General features: G+C 44.3%; 23 protein-coding genes, 3 tRNA genes and 1 pseudogene. 12 read left to right on the top strand and 15 right to left on the bottom strand.

Annotation, left to right across the window (positions count from 1 at the left end; all coding sequences use genetic code 11):
• Nucleotides 1-9 precede the first annotated feature (9 nt).
• The 9 genes from JJQ94_RS09165 to lolB form a co-directional block, all read right to left on the bottom strand.
• A tRNA-Gln gene (locus JJQ94_RS09165) sits at nucleotides 10-84 on the bottom strand.
• A 39-nt stretch (nucleotides 85-123) separates the two neighbouring features.
• Nucleotides 124-208: transfer RNA gene (locus tag JJQ94_RS09170), tRNA-Leu, on the bottom strand.
• A gap of 200 nt (nucleotides 209-408) precedes the next feature.
• A tRNA-Met gene (locus JJQ94_RS09175) sits at nucleotides 409-485 on the bottom strand.
• A gap of 310 nt (nucleotides 486-795) precedes the next feature.
• Nucleotides 796-1,887 (bottom strand): redox-regulated ATPase YchF, encoded by a 1,092-nt coding sequence (gene ychF / locus JJQ94_RS09180; RefSeq protein WP_010370435.1) that lies wholly within the window; start codon nucleotides 1,885-1,887, stop codon nucleotides 796-798.
• Between the two features lie 96 nt (nucleotides 1,888-1,983).
• The gene (pth, locus tag JJQ94_RS09185; RefSeq protein WP_010607356.1) at nucleotides 1,984-2,568 is read right to left on the bottom strand and encodes an aminoacyl-tRNA hydrolase; all 585 of its coding nucleotides are present in this window, start codon (nucleotides 2,566-2,568) and stop codon (nucleotides 1,984-1,986) included.
• Nucleotides 2,569-2,587: 19 nt separating this feature from the next.
• Nucleotides 2,588-3,196, bottom strand: coding sequence for a 50S ribosomal protein L25/general stress protein Ctc (locus tag JJQ94_RS09190; protein ID WP_017217941.1), 609 nt, complete (start codon nucleotides 3,194-3,196; stop codon nucleotides 2,588-2,590).
• A 161-nt stretch (nucleotides 3,197-3,357) separates the two neighbouring features.
• Nucleotides 3,358-4,305, bottom strand: a complete 948-nt coding sequence (locus tag JJQ94_RS09195; RefSeq protein ID WP_010370444.1) for a ribose-phosphate pyrophosphokinase — start codon at nucleotides 4,303-4,305, stop codon at nucleotides 3,358-3,360.
• A gap of 92 nt (nucleotides 4,306-4,397) precedes the next feature.
• Complete coding sequence (gene ispE, locus JJQ94_RS09200; RefSeq protein ID WP_099031184.1) at nucleotides 4,398-5,246, bottom strand: 4-(cytidine 5'-diphospho)-2-C-methyl-D-erythritol kinase; 849 nt, start codon at nucleotides 5,244-5,246, stop codon at nucleotides 4,398-4,400.
• Complete coding sequence (lolB, locus tag JJQ94_RS09205) at nucleotides 5,243-5,827, bottom strand: lipoprotein insertase outer membrane protein LolB (RefSeq protein WP_172439962.1); 585 nt, start codon at nucleotides 5,825-5,827, stop codon at nucleotides 5,243-5,245. Before lolB ends, ispE begins: the two co-directional genes overlap by 4 nt.
• 83 nt (nucleotides 5,828-5,910) lie before the next feature.
• On the opposite strand from lolB, the gene hemA reads away from it, so the two are divergent.
• From hemA to rlmM, 12 genes are all read left to right on the top strand, one after another.
• Nucleotides 5,911-7,167 carry a glutamyl-tRNA reductase gene (hemA, locus tag JJQ94_RS09210; protein WP_010370453.1) on the top strand — a complete coding sequence of 419 codons (1,257 nt, stop codon included), beginning with the start codon at nucleotides 5,911-5,913 and terminating at the stop codon, nucleotides 7,165-7,167.
• A 7-nt stretch (nucleotides 7,168-7,174) separates the two neighbouring features.
• Nucleotides 7,175-8,263: a peptide chain release factor 1 gene (gene prfA, locus JJQ94_RS09215; protein WP_010607352.1), complete on the top strand. Its 1,089-nt coding sequence runs from the start codon at nucleotides 7,175-7,177 to the stop codon at nucleotides 8,261-8,263.
• Entirely contained in the window at nucleotides 8,263-9,105 is an 843-nt protein-coding gene (prmC, locus tag JJQ94_RS09220) for a peptide chain release factor N(5)-glutamine methyltransferase (protein ID WP_099031186.1), read from the top strand. Before prfA ends, prmC begins: the two co-directional genes overlap by 1 nt.
• A 47-nt stretch (nucleotides 9,106-9,152) precedes the next feature.
• Nucleotides 9,153-10,694 carry a response regulator gene (locus tag JJQ94_RS09225; RefSeq protein WP_069022213.1) on the top strand — a complete coding sequence of 514 codons (1,542 nt, stop codon included), beginning with the start codon at nucleotides 9,153-9,155 and terminating at the stop codon, nucleotides 10,692-10,694.
• A gap of 8 nt (nucleotides 10,695-10,702) precedes the next feature.
• A complete protein-coding gene (locus JJQ94_RS09230; RefSeq protein WP_017217936.1) occupies nucleotides 10,703-11,077 on the top strand; it encodes a SirB2 family protein in 375 nt (124 codons plus the stop codon).
• A 149-nt stretch (nucleotides 11,078-11,226) separates the two neighbouring features.
• Entirely contained in the window at nucleotides 11,227-12,093 is an 867-nt protein-coding gene (locus JJQ94_RS09235) for a tetratricopeptide repeat protein (protein WP_039491951.1), read from the top strand.
• Nucleotides 12,094-12,129: 36 nt separating this feature from the next.
• A complete protein-coding gene (locus tag JJQ94_RS09240; protein WP_099031187.1) occupies nucleotides 12,130-13,380 on the top strand; it encodes a DUF819 family protein in 1,251 nt (416 codons plus the stop codon).
• Between the two features lie 10 nt (nucleotides 13,381-13,390).
• A complete protein-coding gene (gene kdsA / locus JJQ94_RS09245; protein ID WP_099031188.1) occupies nucleotides 13,391-14,245 on the top strand; it encodes a 3-deoxy-8-phosphooctulonate synthase in 855 nt (284 codons plus the stop codon).
• Nucleotides 14,246-14,330: 85 nt separating this feature from the next.
• A complete protein-coding gene (locus tag JJQ94_RS09250; RefSeq protein WP_010370478.1) occupies nucleotides 14,331-15,236 on the top strand; it encodes a transcriptional regulator GcvA in 906 nt (301 codons plus the stop codon).
• The gene (locus tag JJQ94_RS09255) at nucleotides 15,233-15,871 is read left to right on the top strand and encodes an alpha/beta family hydrolase (protein WP_099031189.1); all 639 of its coding nucleotides are present in this window, start codon (nucleotides 15,233-15,235) and stop codon (nucleotides 15,869-15,871) included. The genes JJQ94_RS09250 and JJQ94_RS09255 overlap by 4 nt, the downstream gene beginning before the upstream one ends.
• Nucleotides 15,864-16,232 (top strand): DUF423 domain-containing protein, encoded by a 369-nt coding sequence (locus tag JJQ94_RS09260; RefSeq protein ID WP_099031190.1) that lies wholly within the window; start codon nucleotides 15,864-15,866, stop codon nucleotides 16,230-16,232. Before JJQ94_RS09255 ends, JJQ94_RS09260 begins: the two co-directional genes overlap by 8 nt.
• Nucleotides 16,233-16,245: 13 nt before the next feature.
• Complete coding sequence (rlmM, locus tag JJQ94_RS09265; RefSeq protein ID WP_088531405.1) at nucleotides 16,246-17,331, top strand: 23S rRNA (cytidine(2498)-2'-O)-methyltransferase RlmM; 1,086 nt, start codon at nucleotides 16,246-16,248, stop codon at nucleotides 17,329-17,331.
• Nucleotides 17,332-18,248: 917 nt separating this feature from the next.
• On the opposite strand, the pseudogene pilB reads toward rlmM, so the two are convergent.
• The 6 genes and pseudogenes from pilB to nadC form a co-directional block, all read right to left on the bottom strand.
• Nucleotides 18,249-19,801 (bottom strand): annotated as a pseudogene (gene pilB / locus JJQ94_RS09270) (type IV-A pilus assembly ATPase PilB).
• A 232-nt stretch (nucleotides 19,802-20,033) separates the two neighbouring features.
• Nucleotides 20,034-20,663 carry a dephospho-CoA kinase gene (coaE, locus tag JJQ94_RS09275; RefSeq protein ID WP_099031192.1) on the bottom strand — a complete coding sequence of 210 codons (630 nt, stop codon included), beginning with the start codon at nucleotides 20,661-20,663 and terminating at the stop codon, nucleotides 20,034-20,036.
• A gap of 9 nt (nucleotides 20,664-20,672) precedes the next feature.
• Nucleotides 20,673-21,551: a prepilin peptidase gene (locus JJQ94_RS09280; RefSeq protein ID WP_099031193.1), complete on the bottom strand. Its 879-nt coding sequence runs from the start codon at nucleotides 21,549-21,551 to the stop codon at nucleotides 20,673-20,675.
• 133 nt (nucleotides 21,552-21,684) lie between these two features.
• Nucleotides 21,685-22,920, bottom strand: coding sequence for a type II secretion system F family protein (locus JJQ94_RS09285; RefSeq protein ID WP_099031194.1), 1,236 nt, complete (start codon nucleotides 22,918-22,920; stop codon nucleotides 21,685-21,687).
• 60 nt (nucleotides 22,921-22,980) lie between these two features.
• Nucleotides 22,981-23,457, bottom strand: a complete 477-nt coding sequence (locus JJQ94_RS09290) for a pilin (RefSeq protein WP_099031195.1) — start codon at nucleotides 23,455-23,457, stop codon at nucleotides 22,981-22,983.
• A 660-nt stretch (nucleotides 23,458-24,117) separates the two neighbouring features.
• A complete protein-coding gene (nadC, locus tag JJQ94_RS09295) occupies nucleotides 24,118-24,960 on the bottom strand; it encodes a carboxylating nicotinate-nucleotide diphosphorylase (protein WP_099031224.1) in 843 nt (280 codons plus the stop codon).
• Between the last annotated feature and the right edge of the window lie 1,421 nt (nucleotides 24,961-26,381).

Consider the following 26,381-nt stretch of genomic DNA (forward strand, 5'->3'; position numbering starts at 1 on the left):
TCAGAAAGTTGGCTGGAGTACCAGGATTTGAACCTGGGAATGGCGGGATCAAAACCCGCTGCCTTACCGCTTGGCGATACTCCAACGAAGTAAAATCTTTTTGAGTTCTGATTTAAAAGAACATGGTGCGGAAAGAGAGACTTGAACTCTCACATCCGAAGATACTGGAACCTAAATCCAGCGCGTCTACCAATTCCGCCACTTCCGCACATCTTTTGGCATTAGTTATGGGAACCTAAATCCAGCGCCTATATTAAGACAACTGCCAATTCCGTCACTTCCGCACATCTTTTTGCATTAGTTATAGGAACCTAAATCCAGCGTCTATATCAAGACATCGGCCAATTCCACTACTTCTGCACATTTTTTGCAACAACAAATCGATGAGTTTTGGTAGTAGTTAAAGCATGGTGGCTATGCCCTGATTTGAACAGGGGACCCCATCATTATGAGTGATGTGCTCTAACCAGCTGAGCTACATAGCCATCTCTTTAACTTCTCATCATCGCTGATGCGGGGCGTATTATGCGTATATGCCCCCAAGCCGTCAACACCTTTTTTGCAAAAAATCTGCTAACACAGTTTGTTTGCAGATAAATTAAGCGAAACGGCTTGTTTTTATATCAAATCATGCGGGGCAATTGCAAATTTTTAACAAAACCTGTGAATTTTTATTCCTTTGGAGTCTATAACTTACTCTGAAGAACAAGGTACTTATTTGATTAAAAAGCAGAGTTGATAAAACTAAAAAGGAGCCGAAGCTCCTTTTATTGAAATAGCGTGTAGTAACTATGGTTACACGTTAAATAAGAAGTTCATCACATCGCCATCTTTTACGATGTATTCTTTACCTTCTTGACGCATTTTACCTGCGTCTTTCGCACCAGATTCACCACGGAACTCGATATAATCATCAAAGCCGATAGTTTGTGCACGAATAAAACCACGTTCAAAGTCTGTGTGGATTTTACCAGCAGCTTGAGGTGCTGTCGCGCCAACAGGGATAGTCCATGCACGTACTTCTTTTACGCCAGCTGTAAAGTAAGTTTGCAGTTTTAACAACTCATAACCACCACGGATCACGCGGTTTAGGCCCGGCTCTTCTAAGCCTAAGTCATCCATAAACTCTTTCTTATCTTCTTCTTCAAGTTCAGAAAGTTCAGCCTCAATTGCTGCACATACTGGGATCACAACCGCGTCTTCTGCAGCTGCAATTTCACGTACTTTGTCTAGGAATGGATTATTTTCAAAGCCATCTTCGTTAACATTGGCGATGTACATAGTTGGCTTGATCGTTAAAAAGTTTAGGTAGCTTATTGCTGCCGCTTCTTCTTTATTTAGCTCAAGTGAGCGAAGCGTTAAGCCTTCGTCCAAGTGCGCTTTCACTTTTTCAAGTACAACTAGTTCAAATTTCGCGTCTTTATCGCCGCCTTTCGCTTTCTTCGCGTTACGTAACACTGCGCGATCAGCAGTATCCATGTCTGCAAGTACCAGCTCAGTGTTGATAACATCAATGTCTTCAGCAGGATCGATTTGACCAGCAACGTGAACGATATTTTCATTTTCAAAACAGCGAACTACGTGACCGATAGCATCCGTTTCACGGATGTTTGCCAAAAATTGGTTACCTAAACCTTCACCTTTCGATGCGCCTTTTACCAAACCGGCAATATCCACAAACTCCATTGAAGTTGGGATAGTGCGCTGAGGGTTTACAATTTCAGCTAGCTGGTCAAGACGAGCATCTGGTACTGGTACTACACCGGTATTCGGTTCGATAGTACAGAAAGGAAAGTTTGCGGCCTCAATGCCCGCTTTAGTCAACGCATTAAATAAAGTAGATTTACCTACGTTAGGTAAACCAACAATGCCACATTTAAAACCCATAGTGTTTATTCCTAAATTTCTACCGTATTATCTCAAGCACGCATCATGGCGAACGAGAAGCTTAGGTATTACTCAATCAATCGCAGCAGTGAACTGTTACGGTTTAAATGAATGTAGTCGATTTTGCGCTTTTAACACACCGTCTTTTGCGAGTATTTCCATACATCGGACTGCTTCATCCACAGCGGCATCAATTTTTTCTTGATCAGCTTGTGGTGCTTTGCCTAAAACCCACCCCGTGACTTTGTCTCTGTGTCCTGGGTGACCAATACCAACGCGCAATCGCATAAATTCTTTGTTATTTGCCATTTTAGCGATAATGTCTTTTAAGCCATTGTGACCGCCGTGACCACCACCTTTTTTTAGTTTGGCGATACCGGGTTCTAAATCCATTTCATCGTGAGCAACAAGAATACTCTCGACGGGGATCTTATAAAAATTGGCAAGACTCGCGACCGCTTTACCACTTAAGTTCATATAAGTCGTAGGGATCAGCAATTTAAACTCTTGATTATTGATGAGCACTTTGCCGGTGAGGCCGTGATGTTTAGCGTCTGGTTTTAGGAGGCAGTTGTATCTTCTGGCTAGTTCTTCGATAAACCAAGCGCCAGCGTTATGACGGGTGTTTGCGTATTCGGGGCCTGGATTAGCCAGGCCCACAAGCATTTGAATATTATTCAAGGTGTTAACACCTGAACAATTACTCAGCTGCGTCTTCAGCAGACTCTTCAGCAGGAGCTGCTTTAGGAGCGTTTACTGAAACAACTGCTTGGTCGTGATCTGCACCTTTAGCAAGTTCAACTGAAACAACGCCAGCTGGAAGCTTGATATCAGATAGGTGTAGAGTTGCGCCAACAGCTAGAGTCGCTACGTCAACTTCGATGAACTCAGGAAGTCTTGCTGGAAGACAAGTGATTTCAATTTCAGTTAGTTGGTGAACGATAGTGTTGCCACCTTTAGTTGCTTTCTCTTCGTTGATGAAGTGAACAGGAACTTTAGTGTGAAGCTTTTGAGAAGCATCAACGCGTTGGAAGTCTAAGTGAGTGATCTTAGGCTTGTACGGGTGACGTTGCATATCTTTAAGAATTGCTTCAACAGACTCACCGCCAATGTTTAGCGTTAGGATGTGAGTGTAGAAACCTTCGTCTTCTTGCGCTTTCAATACTTTGTTGTGATCAAGAGTTAGTGAAACTGCATCTTTACCAGCACCGTATAGGATTGCAGGAACTTTGTCAGCGCGACGTAGGCGGCGGCTCGCACCAGTACCTAGGTCAGAACGTACTTCAGCGTCTAATTTGTATACAGACATGGATGTCTCCAAAATAATTTAAGTTAATGTGTCAGAGAGCTCGCGACCAAGCTCCCTGCCTAAAAAAGGCGCGCCAATATACCACTAACGCACCTGCAATGAAACCTATAAAACAAAAAAAGCACCAGAGGTGCTTTTTGGCTAATCAGTTTTGGTGCCGATTAGTGTTGAAACATCGCAGAGATTGACTCTTCGTTGCTGATACGGCGGATAGTTTCGGCCATCATATCTGCAAGTGTTAGTACTTTGATGTTATCAAGCGCTTTCAATTCATCAGAAAGTGGAATTGAGTCAGTCACGATAACTTCATCGATAACTGAGTTGCGTAGGTTTTCCGCAGCATTGCCCGAAAGTACTGGGTGGGTTGCGTAAGCGAATACGCGTTTTGCACCGTGCTCTTTAAGTGCTGCTGCTGCTTTACATAAAGTACCGCCTGTATCTATCATGTCATCGACAATGATACAGTCACGACCAGCAACATCACCAATGATGTGCATAACTTGAGAAACGTTAGCCTGTGGACGACGCTTATCAATGATCGCTAGGTCTTTATCATCTAACAGTTTTGCAATCGCACGAGCACGAACCACACCACCGATATCAGGTGAAACTACTACTACATCTTCGAACTTACGCTCTTTCATGTCTTCGATTAGCACTGGGCTACCGAATACATTGTCAACAGGTACGTCGAAGAAGCCTTGGATTTGTTCTGCGTGTAGGTCAACGGTAAGAACACGGTCAACACCTACGCTTGAAAGGAAGTCTGCAACAACTTTAGCAGTAATTGGAACACGAGCAGAGCGCACGCGGCGGTCTTGACGTGCGTAACCGAAATAAGGAATAACGGCTGTGATACGACCAGCAGATGCACGACGTAGCGCATCAACCATGACGATTAACTCCATTAAATTATCATTTGTAGGAGCACATGTTGATTGGATGATGAATACATCTGAACCACGAACGTTTTCGTTGATTTGAACGCTAATTTCACCGTCGCTAAAACGGCCAACAACGGCATCACCTAACTCAATAAACAAACGTTTTGCAACTTTTTGAGCTAGCTCAGGTGTTGCGTTACCAGCGAAGAGCTTCATGTCGGGCACGGTAGGGTTCCTCAGGCACTGAATTTTTTGGACTAACATGCAATGACCATGAAATAAAAAAGTCAAAACAAGCTAACTTAAACAATTTACTTCTAGTTTTGCCAAGCGCGCAATTGTCGATGACAAATTGACTCACTTGTATTTTGGGCAATAAAGCCCTGCCAAGATGAAGGTAGAGTTTCGAGCACACGCAGCGCTGCCTCACGATTTTCAAACTCCGCGAAACAACAAGCTCCAGTACCAGTCATTTTGGTTGGTGCATATTTTAGCAACCACGCGAGGGTCTTTTCAACCTCGGGGTAAAGCTTTTTGACAAGAGTTTGACAGTCGTTGCCCGTATCCGAGAGTTTCCAACCGCTTTTTAGCTTAGGCGTATTGCGCGGTAAGTCTGGGTGAGTAAAGACTAATGCTGTGCTGACATGAATGGCTGGTGCGACCACCAAATACCATTTTTGGGCGATATCAATTGGCTCAAGTTGCTCCCCAACGCCGTGGGCTACAGCTGTTTTACCTTCAACAAAAACAGGCACATCGGCGCCTAGCTGGAGACCGAGTTTTGCAAGTTCTGGGATAGTAAGCTGACATTGCCACAGCGTATTGAGTGCCAATAAAGTCGTGGCAGCATCAGACGAACCACCACCAACACCTCCACCCATGGGAAGCTGTTTATTTAAGTGAATGTCGACACCAGCCGCAATTTTTTTATAGGGCTCAAGAATTTTGGCGGCTTTATAAATGAGGTTATCTTCAAGTGGAATACCTGCGGTGTCACCACAAACGACGATTTCTTGCTGGTTACTGGTTAGCGTAAATGCTAATTCATCACCAAAATCTAAGAAAGTAAATAAAGTTTCTAGTTCATGGTAGCCGTCTTCTCGACGGCCATTGATATGCAAAAAAAGATTTAATTTTGCCGGAGCGCTTAGCGTCAATGTCTTCATTTAAACTGCCATGAAGTGATTAATACTTTGACCTCAATATTGGTCGATGAGAGTTTCATGCGGCTAGGCAGCCACATTCCATCTTGCATTTTATATTGTTGATAGGTGATTTGCCACACTCGGCCAGATGGGCTTTGCCACTGTGCATTGCTTATTCTGCCAAGGTCATCAAGTTCGCTGGCTGGTGCTTCAATTAAGCCCGTTAGCCACTGAGGGGCTTGATTTACCGGAAGAGAGAGACCACTTAAACGCTTAACTAGGTCGCTACTGTCCATGCCTTTATGGACATTGTCTTCAAAGGTCAGCTCCGAATGTGTGTCTAATTCTTCTAGCTCGAATATGCGGGTGCCAACAAAGCTGGTTAAAATCAGATTTTGTTTATCTTCTTTTAAATACCAATTAAAGTTAGTTGATTGACGATTGTCTGGGGCAATAAATGCAAGTTTACCTCTCGCTTGCCAATTTTTTTGTTGTTTTAGCCTAGATTGCCAGTCTTGTGCTACGTTTTGCTGAGGTAATTGTTGCGCACAACCGGTTAAAATTAATAAAAATATGAGTAAAATCAAATGAAGTTGTCTCAAAGGCCTTTCCTTACTTTCCATATTCGATTGATTTTTGGTAAAATTGCCCGCTTTAAAGCAGGGCTCGAGCAATACTGGCATCTATGACCATCATCGCACTTGGTATCAATCACAAAACCGCGTCTGTAGAATTACGTGAAAAAGTTGCGTTTTCTCCAGAACAGCTTACAGAAGCATTGCACCAACTCCAACATTCTTCGCAGTTTAAAGAATCTGTGATTGTGTCGACCTGCAATCGAACCGAGATCTATTGTAGCCTTGAGTCTGCTGATCCCCAAGCACTACTCGGTTGGTTGTCAGATTTTCATAACATAGAGCAACGAGACTTAACAGAAAATGTCTATGTGCATATGAATCAGGATGCGGTGAACCATTTAATGCGAGTTGCCTGCGGTCTTGACTCATTGGTTTTAGGTGAGCCACAAATTCTTGGGCAAATTAAACAAGCTTTTAGTACAGCCAAACAACACCATGCAATTCAGCCAACATTTGAGCGCTTATTCCAAAAGACTTTTTCGGTGGCGAAGCAAGTGCGAACTGAAACCGATATTGGTGCAAGTGCTGTCTCAGTTGCATATGCCGCTGTTAACTTGGCAAAGCATATTTATGGTCAATTGGATAAAACTCAGGTCTTGTTAATTGGTGCCGGTGAAACAATTGAGTTAGTTGCTAAACACTTATCGCAGCATAATCCAAAGTCAATCACAGTCGCGAACCGCACAATTGAGCGTGCACAAAACCTAGCAAAAGAAGTTGGCGGCAGTGTTATTTCACTGGCACAGTTGCCAGATGCGCTACCAAGTGCAGACATTGTTATTAGTTCAACTGCGAGCACCTTACCAATTATCGGTAAGGGAGTGGTCGAGCAAGCGCTTAAAAAACGTCGCCATAAACCAATGTTATTTATCGATATCGCGGTGCCTCGCGATATCGAAAGCCAAGTGTCAGAGCTGGATGCCGCTTATCTTTATTCAGTTGATGACCTTCAGGCGATAGTCAATGAAAACTTGGCCAGTCGTGAACAAGCGGCCATTGAAGCGCAGCAGATCATCGATGTACGCACGCAAGAGTTTTCCGAGTGGCAACGTTCGCTGCATTCAGTGGATGTGATTAGGCAGTATCGCCAAAGCGCGCAAGAAATTAAAAATGAGCTCGTGGACAAAGCACTAAATCAGCTACAATCGGGCAAAGAAGCAGATAAAATTATTATTGAATTAGCAAATAAGCTGAGTAATCGACTAACACACGCACCAACACGCGCCATTCAAGAGGCTGCGAAAGAAGGCGATATAGATAAGTTAGCGCAACTCAAGCAAACATTAGGTATTGAGCAGGAATAACGTGTAAATGAAAGAGTCTGTATATCGTAAGTTAGAAACCTTAGTAGAGCGCTATGAAGAAGTTCAAGCGATGCTAAGCTCGCCTGAGGTGATTAGCGATCAGAACCGCTTTCGCGCCTTGTCAAAAGAGTTTTCAGAATTGGAAGACGTAGTTAAAGCGTTTACAGCCTACCAACAGGCTCAGGAAGACGTCGCAACTGCAGAAGAAATGCTAAAAGACTCAGATCCAGACATGCGTGAAATGGCACAGGAAGAGTATAAAGAAGCAAAAGCTGCCATTGCTGCGCTTGAAGATGACCTTCAAGTATTGATGTTACCCAAAGATCCAAAAGACAATAACAACGTATTCTTGGAAGTGCGTGCGGGAACGGGTGGTGATGAAGCCGCGATTTTCGCTGGCGATTTATTCCGTATGTATAGCCGCTATGCAGAAACGCAAAAGTGGCGCGTTGAAATCGTGAGCGCTAACGAAGGCGAGCACGGTGGCTATAAAGAAGTTATCGCTAACATTAGCGGTGACGGTGTTTATGGCAAACTTAAGTTTGAATCTGGCGCTCACCGTGTGCAACGTGTGCCTGAAACCGAATCTCAAGGCCGTGTTCACACCTCTGCGTGTACGGTTGCCGTGATGGCAGAGATCCCAGAGGCAGAAGCAATCGAAATTAATCCATCCGATCTAAAAGTGGATACTTTCCGCGCCTCAGGTGCAGGTGGTCAGCACGTAAACAAAACCGATTCTGCTATTCGTATCACTCACTTGCCGACAGGCGTCGTGGTTGAATGTCAGGACGAACGTTCACAACATAAAAACAGAGCGAAAGCGCTGTCTGTACTAAGTGCGCGTTTACAGCAAGCAGAAGATGAAAAACGTGCAGCGGCAGAAGCTTCTGAACGTCGTAATCTAGTAGGTAGCGGTGACCGCTCTGAGCGTATTCGTACTTACAACTTCCCGCAGGGCCGTATTACCGATCACCGTATCAACTTGACGCTGTATCGCCTTAATGAAGTGATCTCTGGCGAGTTGGGTGCTGTTATCGATCCGCTGGTTATTGAATATCAGGCTGATCTACTAGCAGCAATGAGCGAAAGCGATTAATGCCAACACTTAACATTGCCCAAGCCGTTGCTTGGGCAACTTCTGAGCTGTTACCACACTCCGAGTCAGCAAAGCTCGATAGCGAAGTGTTGTTACTCCATGTTATCGATAAAAACCGCACTTATCTCTTTACTTGGCCCGAAGCTGAGCTTTCGGCACTAGAGCAGCAGCAATTCGAAGAATGTATCGCACGCCGTGTTACGGGAGAGCCTGTCGCACACATCACAGGTCAAAGAGAATTCTGGAGTCTGCCTTTAAAAGTCAACAACAGCACGCTTATTCCAAGGCCTGATACTGAAACACTGGTTGAGCATGTTTTAACACTCAGCATGCCAAAAGACGCTCAGGTGCTAGACTTAGGCACGGGTACTGGCGCGATTGCACTGGCGTTGGCGAGTGAATATCCAGCTTGGCAAATCACCGCAGTAGATGCTTCAGCAGACGCCGTGGCCCTTGCAAAGTCTAATCAATCTCAGTTGGGCTTTAATAACGTGTCGATTTTGCAAAGTGATTGGTTTAGTGCGGTTGCAGAGCAACAGTTTGATTTGATTGTGAGTAATCCACCTTATATTGATGAAGCCGATCACCACTTATCACAAGGTGATGTGAGATTTGAGCCGCTCAGTGCGCTGGTCGCGGATGACCATGGCTATGCGGATATTTTTCATATCATCAGGACGGCTAAGCAACATCTGAACTCGGGGGGATATTTGCTACTTGAACATGGTTTTGAGCAAGCAGATAAGATCCAACAGTTTTTTGCAGAAATGGCGTATATTAATATACTTACAATAAAAGATATGGCAGGGTGTGATAGAGTGACGTTGGCAATGTTGCCGTAAAGTCATGAACTCATACGAAAGTTAGGCGCTTCAATAGGATCCGCAATATGGATGATTTTTTGTTTTCAGACGAACCCGCTGACGTAGTTGAACCTGAAAAAGTAGGCACTTGGAAGGTTATTATTGTCGATGATGAGCCCGAAGTGCATGCAGTGACAAAGTTAGCACTGAGTGACTTTGAGTTTCAAAAAAAGCGTCTGGAATTTATTAGCGCTTATTCGGGTGAAGAAGCAAAGAAAATCGTCGATGCCAATCCCGATGCTGCGGTGGTGTTACTGGATGTTGTCATGGAAACCGACGATGCTGGTTTGCAGGTCGCAAAATACATTCGTGAAACCGCCAAAAACAATCATATCCGTATTATTTTAAGAACTGGTCAGCCGGGTCAAGCGCCTGAGCGCCAAGTTATCGTGAACTACGATATCAACGACTATAAGTCAAAAACAGAACTCACCGCGCAAAAACTCTTTACTGTAGTCATGTCGAGTTTACGTTCATATCGCGACATTCTCGCCATCGATCAATCAAGACAAGGGCTTGAGAAAATCATTAAAGCCTCCCGTGATATTTTTGCTACTCACTCAATTGAGAGTTTTATTGAGGGCGTGTTACAGCAACTCACTTCGCTGATAGGTACGGTCGACCAAGCCATGTATGCAACGTCACTTGCGGCGGGTAAAGAGCCTGGTCAAACGAACGATCAACTGGTTGTATTTGCAGGGCGTGGAGAGTTTGAAAGTAGCGAAGGTAAGCCGATTTCTGAAGTGCTTAGCAGCGATCAAATGGATGCCTGCTTAAAAGCACTACAAGATAAAGACATTGTATATAAAGACAATTACCTATTTGCCTATTGCTCCAGTGACTATAACCACGCCTCAATGCTATTTGTGTCTGGTATTCCTGAGTTCTTAACCGAAACTCAGCGTCATTTAATTGATATTTTTGCTCAGAATATGCAATTGGCGTACGAAAATGTACAGCTACAAGCCGAGATTGAAGATACCCAGCAAGAACTGGTGATCCGTTTAAGTGAAGCGCTTGAGCTTCATTCCACCAATACCGGCAATCATGTTAAGCGCGTAGCATATCTTTGTCATACGCTTGCCAAAGAAATGGGTCTTTCTGATAAAGAAGCTGAGCTGGTGAAAATGGCGTCACCACTGCACGATGTGGGTAAAGTTGGAATTCCTGACGCGATTTTAAATAAGCCTAGCAAGCTGGATGACGAAGAGTGGAAAGTCATGCAAACCCATACAGACAAAGGCTTTGACTTGTTAAAAGATTCTCGCCGTGAGATTGTCAGTGCGGGCGCGTTAATCGCTCGAGACCACCATGAAAAATGGGATGGCAGCGGTTATCCTAAAGGCAAAAAAGGCGATGAAATACACCTTTATGGTCGCATCGTAGCACTAGCTGATGTGTATGATGCTTTACGCCATAAACGTTGCTACAAAGAGGCATGGAGCCAAGAAGAAGCGCAAAAAGAGATTACTGCGCAAAAGGGAAAACACTTTGATCCTAAACTCGTAGATGTATTCAACCGTTGTATTAATGAGTTAGAATTGATCCTACAACGTTTCCCTGATTAGAGAATAATATGGATTACATGGCGTTAAAACATACGCACTTACTATTTGTGGTATTGAGCATAGTGCTATTTTACACTCGCGCGTTTTCGCGTTTGGGCTCTGGTAAATTAGCAGCAAACAAAGGCGTGTTTATTACCAGTCACAGTGTAGACACTTTGTTGTTAGTTACAGCGGTTATTTTGGCGGTAACGGCGGGGCTCAACCCTGCACAACAACCTTGGCTGCTACAAAAAATTGTTTTAGTGTTTGGTTATATTGCGCTGGGTTTTGTTATTGCAAAAGCAAGTGTTAAAAAGACCAAATATTTGGCGCTAGGCGCTGCAACATTGGTACTAATGGCCATCGCGCATCTCGCCGTAAGCAAACAAGGCTTCTTTGCTTAACCATTTCAATTGGCGCTTGGCTTATCACCGAGCGCTTCTATATCTCCATAATAAGTAAACATTTTTACTATTTCAGCGAACGATAGATTGGTATTACTAAATTTCCCCCCTTGGGAATATGACAAAAAGTGGTAAACTAGTCGTTCTAAATGAAAGCAATTCAAGAGAAACCGAATTCTATGAAGAATGATATCTGGTTAGATGAGAATGACTTATCTCTCGATGACAATTCAGATGCATTTTCCTATCCGCCATTGATCCGTTGTATCAAGGCTGAGCAAAGTTGGGATGCACAAGCTGACACCAATGAAACTTTGTGTCAGTTAGCAGAGCTTGAATTTGCCGTGGATGAAATTCGCCATAAGCATGCAAACAATCATAAATGTTTGGATGAAATCTTAGACGCTTTTTATACCTTGTGGCTATTCAGTGGCAGCAGTCAAAAGGTGCCTGAATATAAGCTCAATAGCGTTTGTTACGCACTTTCTATGCGCAGTGGTACCAATACCGCACTGGGTCTTGTCTTAGTGCATTTGCTTGAACGAGCGAAATTAGAGGCCAGTCTTGCTCTAAGTCAAGGGGAGATTGTCGTACACGTCGCTTTTAGCGAAGAAGAAGGTTATGTCATTGAGCCAAGCTCAGGCCACCAGAGCTGGTACATAATTCCAGAAAACGAAAACAACCAAGATAAAGAGCAAGAAAAAGACCAAGAGCCGATGGAGCTTATTTTTAACGAAGAGTCGTTAAAGCTTTATTTGTCTCAGCAAAAGTGGGCGTTTATTGCCGCAGAAAAGTTTGGTCACGCGCTAAGTTGCGTCGAGCAATTGATGGATATCTTAGGCGATGATCCTTATGAACGTCGTGATAGAGGCTATCTACTCAACCAATTAAATTGTCCGAAGATGGCAAAAGACGACTTACAATTTTTTGTTGATGAATGTCCGGACGACCCAACCATTGAAGTGATCCAGCATCAGATCAAAGAGTTGGCCGATCATAATAATATTTTGCATTAAAAATAGTTATATAAAAAATAATAACAGCGAGGATTTATGGAGCAAAGCGCTGCGCTCGTTACCAATAACGCGGTAATTATGGGCCTGTTGGCCGTTATTCTGGGATTTGTTTTTTACACATCGAGTCAAAAAAGCGGAGTTTGGGCAAAGTTTTACAAGTACGTGCCAGCGCTGTTGATGTGTTATTTCTTACCATCTCTGTTAAATACCTTTGGTATCGTTGATGGCAACAATAACGATGTTTACACGGTAGCAAAGTATTATCTGTTACCCGCTTGTTTGGTGTTATTGACACTGAGTATTGACCTAAAATCGATAGCTGCTTTGGGTAAAAAGGCAATTATCATGTTCCTGACTGGAACTGTGGGTGTGGTGATTGGTGGCCCAATTGCGCTTTTAGTTACTGCTACCTTTATGCCTGAGCTACTTGGTGTAACTGGCCCAGAAGCTGTATGGCGTGGTATGGCCGCGCTTGCAGGAAGCTGGATTGGTGGCGGTGCCAATATGGTGGCGATGAAAGAGATTTACGGCGCAGGCGGAGAAATCTTCACCATCATGGTAACGGTTGATATTGTTGTCGCAAACTTGTGGATGGCGTGCTTGCTTTATATGGCGGCGCGCAATAAAGAAATTGATGCGCGAACAGGGGCGGATACTTCTTCAATCAATCGCCTAATTGACAAAGTACAAGCATTTGAAGCCGAGCACGCAAGAAAACCCGAGCTTAAAGATTTGATGATCCTCGTTGGTTTTGCTTTTGGTGCTACGGGGCTTGCGCATTTTGCTGCGGACCTACTGGTGCCATTTTTTAGTAGCAACTACCCAGAGCTGAAGAAGTTCTCTCTTCATAGCAAACTGTTTTGGATCATTGTCCTCGTTACGACCATAGGTCTAGCACTTTCGTTTACCAAAGCACGTCAATATGAAGCGGTTGGCGCGTCAAAAATTGGCTCGAGCTTTTTATATATTTTAGTAGCAACCATTGGTCTACATATGGATATCACCAAAATTGTTGAGGCGCCTAAATACGTCGTTATTGGTGTTATTTGGATGGCCGTGCATGTTGGTTTGTTATTTATCGTTGCTAAATTAATTAAAGCACCTGTGTTTTATGTTGCCGTTGGCAGTAAAGCAAACATTGGTGGTGCGGCATCTGCGCCGGTGGTGGCCTCGGCGTTCCACCCAGCGCTCGCTCCGGTAGGTGTGTTACTGGCGGTGCTTGGTTATGCCCTTGGTACTTATATGGCTTGGTTATGCGGACAATTGCTTCGTGTAATAGGCAGCTAAAGGATAAAAAATGAATACAGATATTATTAACGTTGCGGGACGAGAAGTTGCAAACGATAAGCAGTTTGTACTGTTCGGTGGAATGAATGTGCTTGAGTCTCGTGACTTAGCAATGCAAATCGCAGAGCATTACGTTGAAGTCACAAGTAAGCTTGGGATCCCATACGTATTTAAAGCGTCATTTGATAAAGCCAATCGCTCGTCAATTAACTCTTACCGTGGCCCTGGCATGGAAGAAGGCTTAAAGATTTTTGAAGAAATCAAAAAGACCTTTAATGTACCGGTGATCACCGATGTACATGAGCCATTCCAAGCAAAACCCGTTGCAGAAGTTGCTGATGTGATCCAATTACCTGCGTTTCTTGCCCGTCAAACTGACTTAGTTGTCGCTATGGCAGAAACTGGCGCGGTGATCAACGTGAAAAAACCACAGTTTTTAGCGCCACATGAAATGCGTCATATCATTAAGAAGATCAATGAAGCGGGCAATGACAAAGTTATCCTCTGTGAACGCGGCAGCAGCTTTGGTTATAACAACCTGATCGTAGATATGCTGGGCATGGATGACATGAAGCGTATGGCTCCTGTTATTTTTGATGCGACACATGCGCTACAGCGTCCGGGTGGTCGTAGCGACTCTGCTGATGGCCGTCGTGCTCAGGCTGCTGAGCTTGCCCGTAGCGGTATGGCACTTGGGTTAGCTGGACTCTTTATTGAAGCGCATCCAAACCCAAATGAAGCTAAGTGTGATGGTCCTTGTGCATTACCATTGGCTAAACTTGAAGGCTACCTACAACAGATGAAAGCGGTAGATGAGCTAGTTAAGAGTTTTGCGCCACTGGACACCAGCGCAGCTGATTTATAATCTATACCCAAGCGACCTCATAATTAGATGTTGTTTGGGGATTTTACTTGCCCGCGGTTAGCGGGTTTTTTATAGGCATGAATGAATGTCACGACGAGTTCCACCATTAAATGCATTAAAAGCCTTTGAGGCGGCGGCACGACACCTGAGCTTTACCAAAGCGGCGGAGGAGTTGTACGTCACTCAAGCTGCGGTTAGTCATCAAATTAAAATCTTAGAAGAACATCTAGGTTTAAAACTGTTTTTGCGAAAAAATCGCTCCTTACTGTTAACTGAAGAAGGGCAGGGTTATTACCTCGATATTAAAGATATTTTTTCACAATTAATCGATGCGACTGAAAAGCTCCTAGCGCGAGGCGCAAAAGGGTCGTTAACGGTGAGTTTGACGCCGAGCTTTGCAATTCAATGGTTGGTACCAAGGCTGAGTAACTTTAATGAGTTGCACCCTGAAATCGACGTGCGGATCAAAGCCCAAGATCATGACGATAACTCGTTAACGGATGATGTTGATGTTGCGATTTACTACGGTCGTGGGAACTGGAATGGGGTGCAAACCCATAAGCTACATACCGAGTACTTTGTGCCATTATGTAGCCCATTTTTGTTAACAGGCCCCAAACCGCTTAATCAGCCAAGCGATTTGGCCCAGCATACTTTACTCCATGACACCACGCGTCGCGCTTGGAAGGCATGGATGAAAACCGCTGGGGTCAGAAATGTGGCGGTAAATACCGGGCCTATCTTCAGTCATTCTTCTATGGTGTTACAGGCAGCAATTCACGGCCAAGGCGTGGCGCTGGGTAATAGCGTACTGGCAAGACCGGATATAGATGCAGGGCGACTGGTTATTCCGTTTAGTCACCACCTTGAAAGTAAAAATGCCTATTACTTGGTATTTAGAGAGTCGCAGTCAGAGCTGGGTAAAATAGTTTCATTCAAAGAATGGATGCTCGGTATGGTAGAACACGAACAAGAGTTAAATAGTTTATGAGCGCAGTAAATATTGAATGGCACTATGCTGAAAACCCAGTTGCACAGTTTATTTTTGCCCATGGTGCAGGTGCAGGAAGCGATAGCGATTTTATGCAAGAAATGGCTAAATTGCTTGCCTCTAAGGGAGTTCAAGTTGGGCTCTTTGACTTTGAATATATGCAGCAAGCCAAACAAGAAGGGAAAAAACGCCCACCAGAGCGTGCCCCTAAGCTACTCGCGTATTTTGAGCAAGTATTGGCAGCAGTAGAACCAAGTCTACCGCTCTTTATTGGTGGTAAGTCAATGGGCGGGCGTATGGCATCTATGCTGGCCTGTGAAACCATTGTAAAGGTGGAAGGGATACTTGCGTTTGGCTATCCATTCCATCCGCCTGGTAAGCCGGAAAAACTCAGAGTGGACCATTTCCCTGAGTTGAAATGCCCGCTGCTCATTCTACAAGGCGAACGTGATACCTTTGGCAATCGTACAGAGGTTGATGCCATGTGCTTTCCAGAGCAAGTCATGGTGAAATGGCTCAAAGATGGTGACCATTCACTAAAGCCACGTAAAGTGAGTGGTGTAAGCGAGTCAGAGAGCCGCGCGAATGCTGCTGTGATAGCGGCGAATTTTATCAAGGAGCGCTGTCATGGCTAAGCTCTACTTGATTATTGGCGGCATGTTTTGTTTGTTGTCTGTGGCACTGGGCGCTTTTGCCGCTCACGGTCTCAAAGGACGTTTGAGCGACTATGCCATTGGTATTTTTAATACGGCGGCGCAGTACCAAATGACTCATGGTCTTACCATTATTGCCACCGCGTTTTTAATCAAATGGGGCCTCAAGGTACAAGTGGCCGGTGGTTTCTTTATTGCTGGCGTATTGCTATTTAGTGGTAGTCTGTACTTACTTGCCTTAACAGGTATGAAATGGCTAGGGCCAATCACTCCAATCGGTGGTACCTGTTTTTTAATTGCTTGGATTTTATTGATAGTTCAAGCTGCTAAATCTTCCTTTTAATCTAGAGAATCTAATGTCGAGTATCGTTATCTATTGTCGCGGTGGTTTTGAAAGTGACGCCGCAGCCGAAATTAATCATTATGCTGCAAAGCATGGAATTGCTGGCTACGTAAAAGCTAAGCCAAATACTGCTTTTGTAACATTTGAGTGTTTTTCGCCAAATGATGCTGAGACCTTAGCGAAGAAAATCGATTTTAAGAAACTGGTGTTTGCAAGGCAGTGGTTTGTTGGCACTTTACATACCCATATGCCGATTGAAGACAGAGTGAGCGTGATAAAAGCGGCAGTGGAAGGCTTTCCTTTGTGTGGTGAGCTGCGCGTTGAAACGCCAGATACTAACGAAGGAAAAGAGCTCTCTAAATTCTGTAAAAAGTTTTCAACGCCTTTGTCTAAGGCGCTTGAGAAGCAAAATAAGCTGACTCGTGAGGTAAAACCTACCAAGCCTGTATTACATGTACTGTTCCTTGCCAATAACACCGCTTATGTGGGTTATTCGTTTAGTGATAACAATTCGCCATTTTTTATGGGGATCCCGCGTCTGCGAATGCCATCGGACGCACCAAGTCGCTCGACGCTAAAATTAGACGAGGCATTTCACGTCTTTGTGCCTAAAGATCAGCAAGAGACTCGTGTACGCGCGGGGATGCGAGCCGTTGATTTAGGTGCTTGTCCGGGCGGTTGGACATACCAACTTGTGCGCCGTGGCATGTTCGTAGCCTCAATCGATAATGGTCCGATGAATGATGACCTGATGGAAACAGGACAAGTGAAGCACTATCGTGAAGATGGATTCAAATATCGCCCAGAAAAACGCAATATTGATTGGCTGGTGTGTGATATGGTCGAAAAGCCAACGCGTGTTGCTGATCTGATGGTGGACTGGGTGGTGAATGCGTTTGCTCGAGAGCTGATCTTTAACTTAAAGCTACCGATGAAAAAACGCTTCGACAGCGTGTATGAATGTCTTACGCTTATCCATGAAGAGCTGCAAAAGTACAATGTGGATTATGAGATCCAAGCAAAGCACCTATATCATGACCGTGAGGAAGTCACGGTACATATTAATGTGCTTAAAGTACCGCAAAATTTGTATAGCTGATTTGTAGGAGCGATTTCACATCGCGATATTTTTTCTCAAGCTCGCCGCGTAAAGCGCCTCCTACACGGATGTTAGCTTATTTGTAGGAGCGATTTTACATCGCGATATTTTTTCTCAAGCTCGCCGCGTAAAGCGGCTCCCACACAGGCGCTATCTTATTTGTAGGAGCGATTTCACATCGCGATATTTTTCATCAAGCTCGCCGCGTAAAGCGGCTCCCACACAGGCGCTATCTTATTTGTAGGAGCGATTTTACATCGCGATCTTTTTCATAAACCTCGCCGCATAAAGCGGCTCCCACACGGATGTTACCTTAGTTGTAGGAGCGATTTTACATCGCGATATTTTTCATCAAGCTTGCCGCATAAAGCGGCTCCCACACGGATGTTACCTTATTTGTAGGAGCGATTTTACATCGCGATCTTTTTCATCAAACTCGCCGCATAAAGCGATTCCACACGGGTGTTAGCTTATTTGTAGGAGCGATTTTACATCGCGATCTTTTTCATCAAGCTCGCCGCATAAAGCGGCTCCCACACAGGCGCTATCTTATTTGTAGGAGCGATTTTACATCGCGATATTTTTTATCAAGCTCGCCGCGTAAAGCGGCTCCTACACGGATGGTAGCTTTTTGTGGGAGCGATTTTACATCGCGATATTTTTTCTCAAGCTCGCCGCGTAAAGCGGCTCCTACACGGATGGTACCTTATTTGTAGGAGCGATTTTACATCGCGATATTTTTTATCAAGCTCGCCGCATAAAGCGGCTCCTACACGGGTGTTAGCTTATTTGTAGGAGCGATTTTACATCGCGATATTTTTTCTCAAGCTCGCCGCGTAAAGCGGCTCCCACACAGGCGCTATCTTATTTGTAGGAGCGATTTCACATCGCGATATTTTTGTCTTAATCAATCAGCCTTAATAACTTGTCACTCGGTTGATTTCTGTAAGCGATGTCACCCCTGCGGCGGCTTTTTTCAGGCCAGACTTACGTAGGTTATCAAAACCCAACTGCTCTGCTTTTTCGGCAATCTCGAGAGAATTACCGCCCTCCATGATCAGGTGCGAGAGCTCTGGCGTGATTTTTACCACTTCATAAATACCCACACGGCCTTTGTAACCATCGGTGCAGTGTTCACAGCCTTTTGGTGCAAAAAGGGTAATCTCTTTAATTTGCTCGGCAGTAAAGCCTTGCCCTAGCAAGGCTTCTTCTGGCAGCGTTTCAGGTGTTTTACACTTAGGGCAAAGGCGTCTTGCGAGACGCTGGGCAATAATCAAACTCACCGAGCTTGCTACGTTGTACGCCGGCACGCCCATGTTTAATAGGCGAGTGAGCGTTTCAGGCGCAGAATTGGTGTGCAGCGTACTCAATACTAAGTGACCGGTTTGGGCGGCTTTTATTGAGATCTCAGCGGTTTCAAGGTCACGGATCTCACCAACCATTACGACATCCGGATCCTGACGCAAGAATGCTCTCAAGGCATTGGCGAAAGTCATATCCGCTTTGGTATTGATTTGTACTTGGTTAATACCCTCAAGGTTTATTTCTACAGGGTCTTCCGCCGTGCTGATATTTCGCTCTGGCTGATTAAGAATATTCAAGCCAGTGTAGAGTGAAACGGTTTTACCAGAACCCGTAGGCCCGGTTACCAAAATCATGCCCTGAGGCTGCTCTAGTGCTTCGAGGTAGAGCTTTTTCTGCTCTGGTTCATAACCTAAAACATCGATGCCGAGCATGGCGCTGGATGAGTCTAGAATACGCATTACGATTTTCTCGCCCCACATGGTAGGCAGTGTACTCACACGAAAATCGATACTTTTGCGCTCGGAGATCTTTAATTTAATGCGGCCATCTTGCGGTTTTCGTTTTTCTGCAATGTCCAAGTGCGCCATCACTTTGATACGGGCGGCGAGTCGAGTAGCTAATGTGTTAGGCGGGCTTGCCATTTCATGCAGCAGACCATCTACACGAAAGCGCACACGGTATTTTTCTCGTACGGTTCAAAGTGTAGATCCGACGCGCCTTTTTTAATTGCATCCATCAAGATTTTATTGATATAAACGATGATTGGTGCATCGTCTTTATCTTCATTGCTGCTTTGCTGTTTAGGCTCGTTATCAACTTCTAAGTCGGCAAATTCTTTAAATTCTTCTTCAGAAATTGAGAGGCCGCCCGTTGCATCAAACAGCTGATCAATCTTTGCTTCGAGCTTTTTGTAGTCGACAACCAGTACTTCACACTGCAATCCAGTGCTAAACTCAAAGTTTTCAAATGCGCCAAAATCAGTAGGGTCAGAGGCCGCCACATAGAGTTTTCTACCTTTTTGTACCAACGGTAAAATATGGTGCTTGCGGATCAGCTTTTCTTTGACTAGCGCTGGTGGAATTTCACTGACGTTAAAGTGATCAAGATTAAAAAAGGGCACCTTGAATAAGTCTAGGCATTCTTCTGCTAGCTCTTTGGAGCTCATTCCTGAACTTAGGCAAATCAACTCGGCGGTGGTGTTTGCTTCTGACTGGCGAGACTTTATTTGCTCAGCAGTGACTCGCCCTAAGGTAATAAATTTACGCAGTAGCGGGGAATGATGTTCCATAGTACCTCTTTGCCTTCACATTGAATGCATATTCAATATTTATCATTAAGTTGGAAAAATGCCAAGTTATCACTGTGAGTGTAGATTAAGTTTTACAGCCAAGTCTAGCCTAATTATTTAGTCTTACTTTCTCTTGCGCCAGTGTAAGAAACGCATTGTGTAATCTATCTGTCTCATGCAGGCTTTCAAGTAGCGGTCGGTCGTTGTCTAGTATGTAGTCCGCCTTTGCTTGTTTATCTGAGCGCGGTAACTGCGACTCGATAATACGTTTTACTTGCGCTGCATCTACCGAATCTCGGCTGGTTGTTCTCGCGATTTGCGTATCAACCGCAACATCAACAAGTAAAGTGGCATCGCAGTAGCGCTCTAAGCCATTTTCGAACAGCAGAGGCGCCGCTAAAACCACATAATCGCTTTGCGCTGCGTTTAACTGCGTGAGTATTTCATTACGGATAAGCGGGTGAAGTAGCTCATTAAGCCACTGTTTTTTGTCGCCATTGGCAAAAATAATGGCTCTTAACTTGGCCCTGTCTAAGTTGCCGTCAGGCTGTAAAATGGCACTACCAAACTCATCAGCAATCGCTTGTAGCCCAGTGCTGCCTAGCGCGACTACTTCTCGCGCGACGACATCAGCGTCAACAACTACTATCCCTTTTTGCTGCAAGTGTTTAGTGATGGCCGTTTTACCCGAACCAATACCGCCCGTCACCCCTAAAATCCAGTTATTCGTTTTTAGCATTGTTTTACTTTACGTTATTAAGTTTACATACCACAGCTGCAGCTGCTCGCCGTACATTAGGGTGATCCAGCCTGCGATGGCTAAGTAAGGACCAAATGGGATAGGCGTGGCTTTATCTCGGCCTTGAACACTTAATTGGATGCTACCAATGATTGCGCCGACTAGGCTTGAAAGTAACACTATAGTTAAGATTGCTTGCCAGCCCATCAATGCACCAAAGATGGCTAGCAGTTTAAAGTCGCCATAGCCCATGCCTTCTTTACCTGTGAGTAATTTAAAGAGCCAATACACACTCCATAAACTCAAATAACCTATGGCCGCACCGATAATGGCATCATTGGGCTCGATGCCAACACCAAAACAACTGGCAACCAGTACTAACCATAAGGTTGGTAGTGTTAACTGATCGGGCAACAACATTTCGTCGATATCGATAACCGTAAGTGCGACTAACACCCAAGTAATCAAAATATACAGAGTGGCTTCTAAAGTGGCACCAAAATGCCACGCAACCCATGTGGAGAGTAGGGCGGTTGTTAGCTCTACCAAAGGATAGCGGACAGAGATTGACGCGTCGCAGTGGTTGCATTTGCCTTTTAATAATAGCCAGCTGATCAGTGGAATGTTTTGCCACGCCTTAATCGGCGTTTTGCAGCTGGGGCAATGAGAGTTTGGTTTAATTAAATTAAACACGGGTGCTTCAGTGGTTTGTTTTGGTAGCTCATCAGCGAGCAACACGCGACACTCTGATTGCCAGTTCTGCTTCATCATTTTAGGTAAGCGAAGAATAACCACATTGAGAAAGCTGCCGATGCAAAGACTAACGAGTCCGACGGTGAGTAACCAATACCATAACTGGGTTTGCATCAAGTTGATAATATCCTGCATAAGTTGTGCGCTTGCTTATATTTTTTGTTTAAATTTTCGAGGCATGCTCGGTATGGATTTTTGCAGTTTACCACACAGCACTATTGAGAGGCACAGCACTGTACCTCTAAATAGTGTAACTTTGTGAACAAAATTAAATAACTGAGCCTAGTTGGAATATCGGTAAATACATGGCAATAATCAGGCCACCGATCAGTACGCCGAGCACCACCATAATGAGTGGTTCTAATAGGCTAGAAAGGCCATCTACCGCATCATCGACTTCTTGCTCATAAATGTTAGCGACCTTTGCCAGCATACCATCTAGAGAACCCGATTCTTCACCAATAGACACCATTTGCACTACCATATCTGGGAAGACTTTGGTGTTATGCATCGCCCAATGCATTTGGTTACCCGAGTTAACCTCAGCTTTAATCTCGGTAATTGCATTTTTATAAATAATATTGCCCGATGCACCAGCAGCAGAATCGAGCGCATCACCAAGCGGAACACCTGCTGCAAAGGTGGTTGAAAGCGTGCGAGCATAACGCGCCACAGCAGCCTTTTTAAGGATCTCGCCAATCACTGGAATACGTAAAACCATACGGTCATTAAAATGCTTTACCGCAGCGCTGCGAATAAGCATTTCTTTATAGGTATAACCAAAAAGGCCAATACCAAGCACAAATACCCACCAATATTCCTGCATAAATTCGGAAATCGCGATAACCATTAGCGTGAAAGCGGGAAGCTCTGCGCCAAAACCGGCAAAGATATCTTGAAATTGAGGCACAACGAAAATAAGCAAAATGCCAGTAACTATGAGTGCTACAGCCACTACGGCAATAGGGTAGAAGAGAGCCTTTTTAATCTTAGACTTAAGTGCTTCAGTCTTTTCCTTATAAAGCGCGATGCGGTCAAATATAGTATCAAGTGCACCAGACTGTTCCCCGGAATGGACAAGGTCACAGTAGAGTTCATCAAAATATCTAGGGTAAGCTCTGAGAGATTTAGCAAGAGGTTGGCCTGCTTTTACTTCATCCGCGATATGGGCAATCAGCTTGGATAAGCTCTTGTTTTTTATGCCACGAGCAAGCATATCTAATGTTTGTACTAAAGAAACACCAGCCATTAGCATAGTTGCTATTTGGCGAGTTGTAGTGGCTATATCAACGGGTTTAATTTTTTGCGTTCCAGAAAAGCCAAAGAGGGGTTTTGGTTTTCTCTTAACTTTTGAAGGTGTTATACCTTGTTTTCTTAGCTGGGCTTTGACTAGGGCCACACTTTGTCCTGTCATCTCACCATTAAGTTTTTTGCCTCGAGTATTTACTCCAAACCAAATAAATACGTCTAGCTGCTCAGTTTTTGTGGTTGAATTTTTGCTCATATCACTATTACAACGCAGAAGCTAGCTAACCGTAGCTTCTGCGCACTTTTGCACTTTAAATTAGCCACCAGGTGTTGGGGCTGCCGCAGCTTCACAACTACTAGGTAACCATGAGGTTTTTGCTGCTCCAGTTACAGAGCCTTCACACTTCCACCCATAAAGAGCAAAACCAGCACCAGAGAAATCAGCTTTTGCGGCTGCAGTATTTGCCGCTTTTTGAGGGGTCAGAGTAATTGTTAAACCTGCCAACTCACTTTGACCAGAAACCGAAATTAAGCCCGCATCACTTACAGTAAACGCTGAAGCAAATTGAGTCGCTTTAGCATTTGCATCACAGCCATCTGGATCACTACCGATCTGCGCTTTTTCGGTAACACAAGTTTTTCCAGAGCTTGCTGCAAGTAACATTTCTGAGGCGCGAGCACGTTGAGTGTAATCTTGATAAGCAGGCAGAGCTACTGCAGCTAGAATACCGATGATTGCGATAACAATCATTAGTTCGATTAGGGTAAAACCACCCTGTTGTTTTTGAGTCATGATGTGTCTCCTAAATTTTAAGTGACTTAACCATAATAGGTTTAAGTTAAGCGTTTATTAAAACCTTTGCAATAATTACCAATCCATCGAATCAACAAACTGGTGCGCTCAAATTTACTTAACGGTGACCAGAGGATGAAACAAGTACATGGTTTCAAGTCCCTAAAAGCTCTAGACCCGTTAAATTTGTGACCGGTCCCTAATCACCTAAGAGTGTAGCACCGATTTAGTTTCAGCGATCACAATTAACATTTACTTTAATAGTAAACACTGATGCCTACAATCAAATTTTAATAACAAATTATTGATTCTCTTGCGATAGCTCAAGCTTTCCTAATGTCGGTTCAAAAAACGAACGGAACCAATCGTTACCGAACATTAAGATCTTGTTACACTCTAGTTCTTTTGTCGTATTTAACGGGTTTTAAGTAGGTTTGTCAACGAAATAGAAAACTTTCTCTATTACGGAGGGTTATAGAGTGAGTGCAACACTATTTGCTGGTACGAAGTAGTATTCTTTTTAAAAATGAAAAATCCGATATCTTAAGGAGCGGACAAATCAGCTAAAGTGAGTGATTTATTGGCTACTAAGTAGCACTACAAAGAAAAGGGCCCGGCAATGAGCCCTCTCAGAACGTTTTTTAAATTTAGCGCTGGACGTTATTCAAAGCGCATCGACAGGTCGATGCTTTGTACATGCTTGGTCAGTGCGCCGCTTGAAATAAAATCAACACCGGCTTGTGCGTAAGTCGTCAAAATTTCAATGGTCATATTACCAGAGACTTCCAGCTTGGCTTTACCTTGTGTGATTTCAACCGCTTGTTGAATTTCACTCACGCTGAAGTTGTCCAGCATAATAATATCGCTGCCAGCATCTAAGGCTTGTTGCAATTCGCCTAGATTTTCTACTTCAACTTCTACCGGCTTGTCTGGGTGGTTATTACGCGCAGTCGCAACGGCTTTGGCGATACTGCCACAGGCGGCAATGTGGTTTTCTTTAATAAGATACGCGTCGAATAGACCAATTCTATGATTTTTACCACCGCCACATTTAACGGCGTATTTTTGTAGCGCTCTTAATCCCGGGATGGTTTTACGTGTATCTAGTAGTTTGGTTTGCGTACCGCTCAGCACTTCAACATATTTTGCTGTGGTGGTGGCCGTACCCGATAGCGTTTGTACGAAATTAAGCGCCGTGCGTTCAGCGGTTAGAATGGCTCTGGCTGAGCCGCTTGCGGTAAACAAGCGAGTGTTGGCGGCAACAAAATCGCCGTCGTTCACAAGTACGTTGACGCTAACACTTGGGTCGACCTGCTGAAAAACCTCCTCAATTAACGCCTTGCCAACGAACACACAATCTTCCCTTGTGATCACATAGGCATTTGCTTGCTGCGTTTCTGGGATAAGGGCCGCGGTAATATCACCTTCGTTTGGTGTTTGATAATTAAGGTCTTCGTCTAGCGCCTGCTTTACCAATTGGCTGATTAGGTTTTGGTCAATCATAGGTTGTCTTTTCATTTTTTCTGCAATGGCCGAATTTTACGCGCGTTTGCCTAGGAGTACAATTGATGTAGAAGAATTCACGGAATTTGACGGTGTGTTTGATTTAAAGTGCAAAGCTTTGTTTGTAGAGAAAGAGTTGGCGGTTAAACGGAGGTCGCGGGGTAAACCCGCTGCTACGGTTATGTGTTGCTTGCTGTGACTTTATGCCGAACCCTTGTGTGTTTTCGTAGCAGCGACTTTATGTCGCGACAGTGTGTTTGATTTAAAGTGCGAAGCTTTGCTTTTAGAGAATGAGTTGATGGTCAAAACGGAGGTCGCAGGGTAAACCCGCTGCTACGGTTATGTGTTGCTTGCTATGATTTGATGTTGAACCCTTGTGTGTTTTGTAGCAGCGACTTTATGTCGCGACAGTGTGTTTGATTTAAAGTGCGAAGCTTTGCTTTTAGAGAATGAGTTGATGGTCAAAACGGAGGTCGCGGGGTAAACCCGCTGCTACGGTTATGTATTGCTTGCTGTGACTTTATGTCGAAACCAATGTGTATTTTTGTAGCAGCGACTTTATGTCGCGACAGTGTGTTTGAAATACAAAGCCTTGTTTGTAGAGAATGAGTTGATGGTCAAAACGGAGGTCGCGGGGTAAACCCGCTGCTACGGTTATGTGTTGCTTGCTGTGACTTTATGCCGAACCCTTGTGTGTTTTCGTAGCAGCGACTTTATGTCGCGACAGTGTGTTTGATTTAAAGTGCGAAGCTTTGCTTTTAGAGAATGAGTTGATGGTCAAAACGGAGGTCGCGGGGTAAACCCGCTGCTACGGTTATGTGTTGCTTGCTATGATTTGATGCCGAACCCTTGCGTGTTTTGTAGCAGCGACTTTATGTCGCGACAGTGTGTTTGAAATACAAAGCCTTGTTTGTAGAGAATGAGTTGATGGTCAAAACGGAGGTCGCGGGGTAAACCCGCTGCTACGGTTATGTGTTGCTTGCTATGATTTGATGCCGAACCCTTGCGTGTTTTGTAGCAGCGACTTTATGTCGCGACAGTGTGTTTGATTTAAAGTGCGAAGCTTTGCTTTTAGAGAATGAGTTGACGGCTAAAACGGAGGTCGCGGGGTAAACCCGCTGCTACGGTTATGTGTTGTTTGCTGTGATTTGATGTTGAACCCTTGTGTGTTTTGTAGCAGCGACTTTATGTCGCGGGGTAAACCCGCTGCTACGGTTATGTGTTGTTTGCTGTGATTTGATGTTGAACCCTTGTGTGTTTTGTAGCAGCGACTTTATGTCGCGACGGTGTGTTTGAAATGCAAAGGCTTGTTTGTAGAGAATGAGTTGACGGCCAAAACGGAGATCGCGGGGTAAACCCGCTGCTACGTGTATGTGTTTTGCTGTGCGAACAATTATGTCTTTTATGTCCCGGTACTATCG

Origin of the sequence: Pseudoalteromonas sp. GCY (genome assembly GCF_016695175.1) — a bacterium.
Classification (GTDB): domain Bacteria; phylum Pseudomonadota; class Gammaproteobacteria; order Enterobacterales; family Alteromonadaceae; genus Pseudoalteromonas.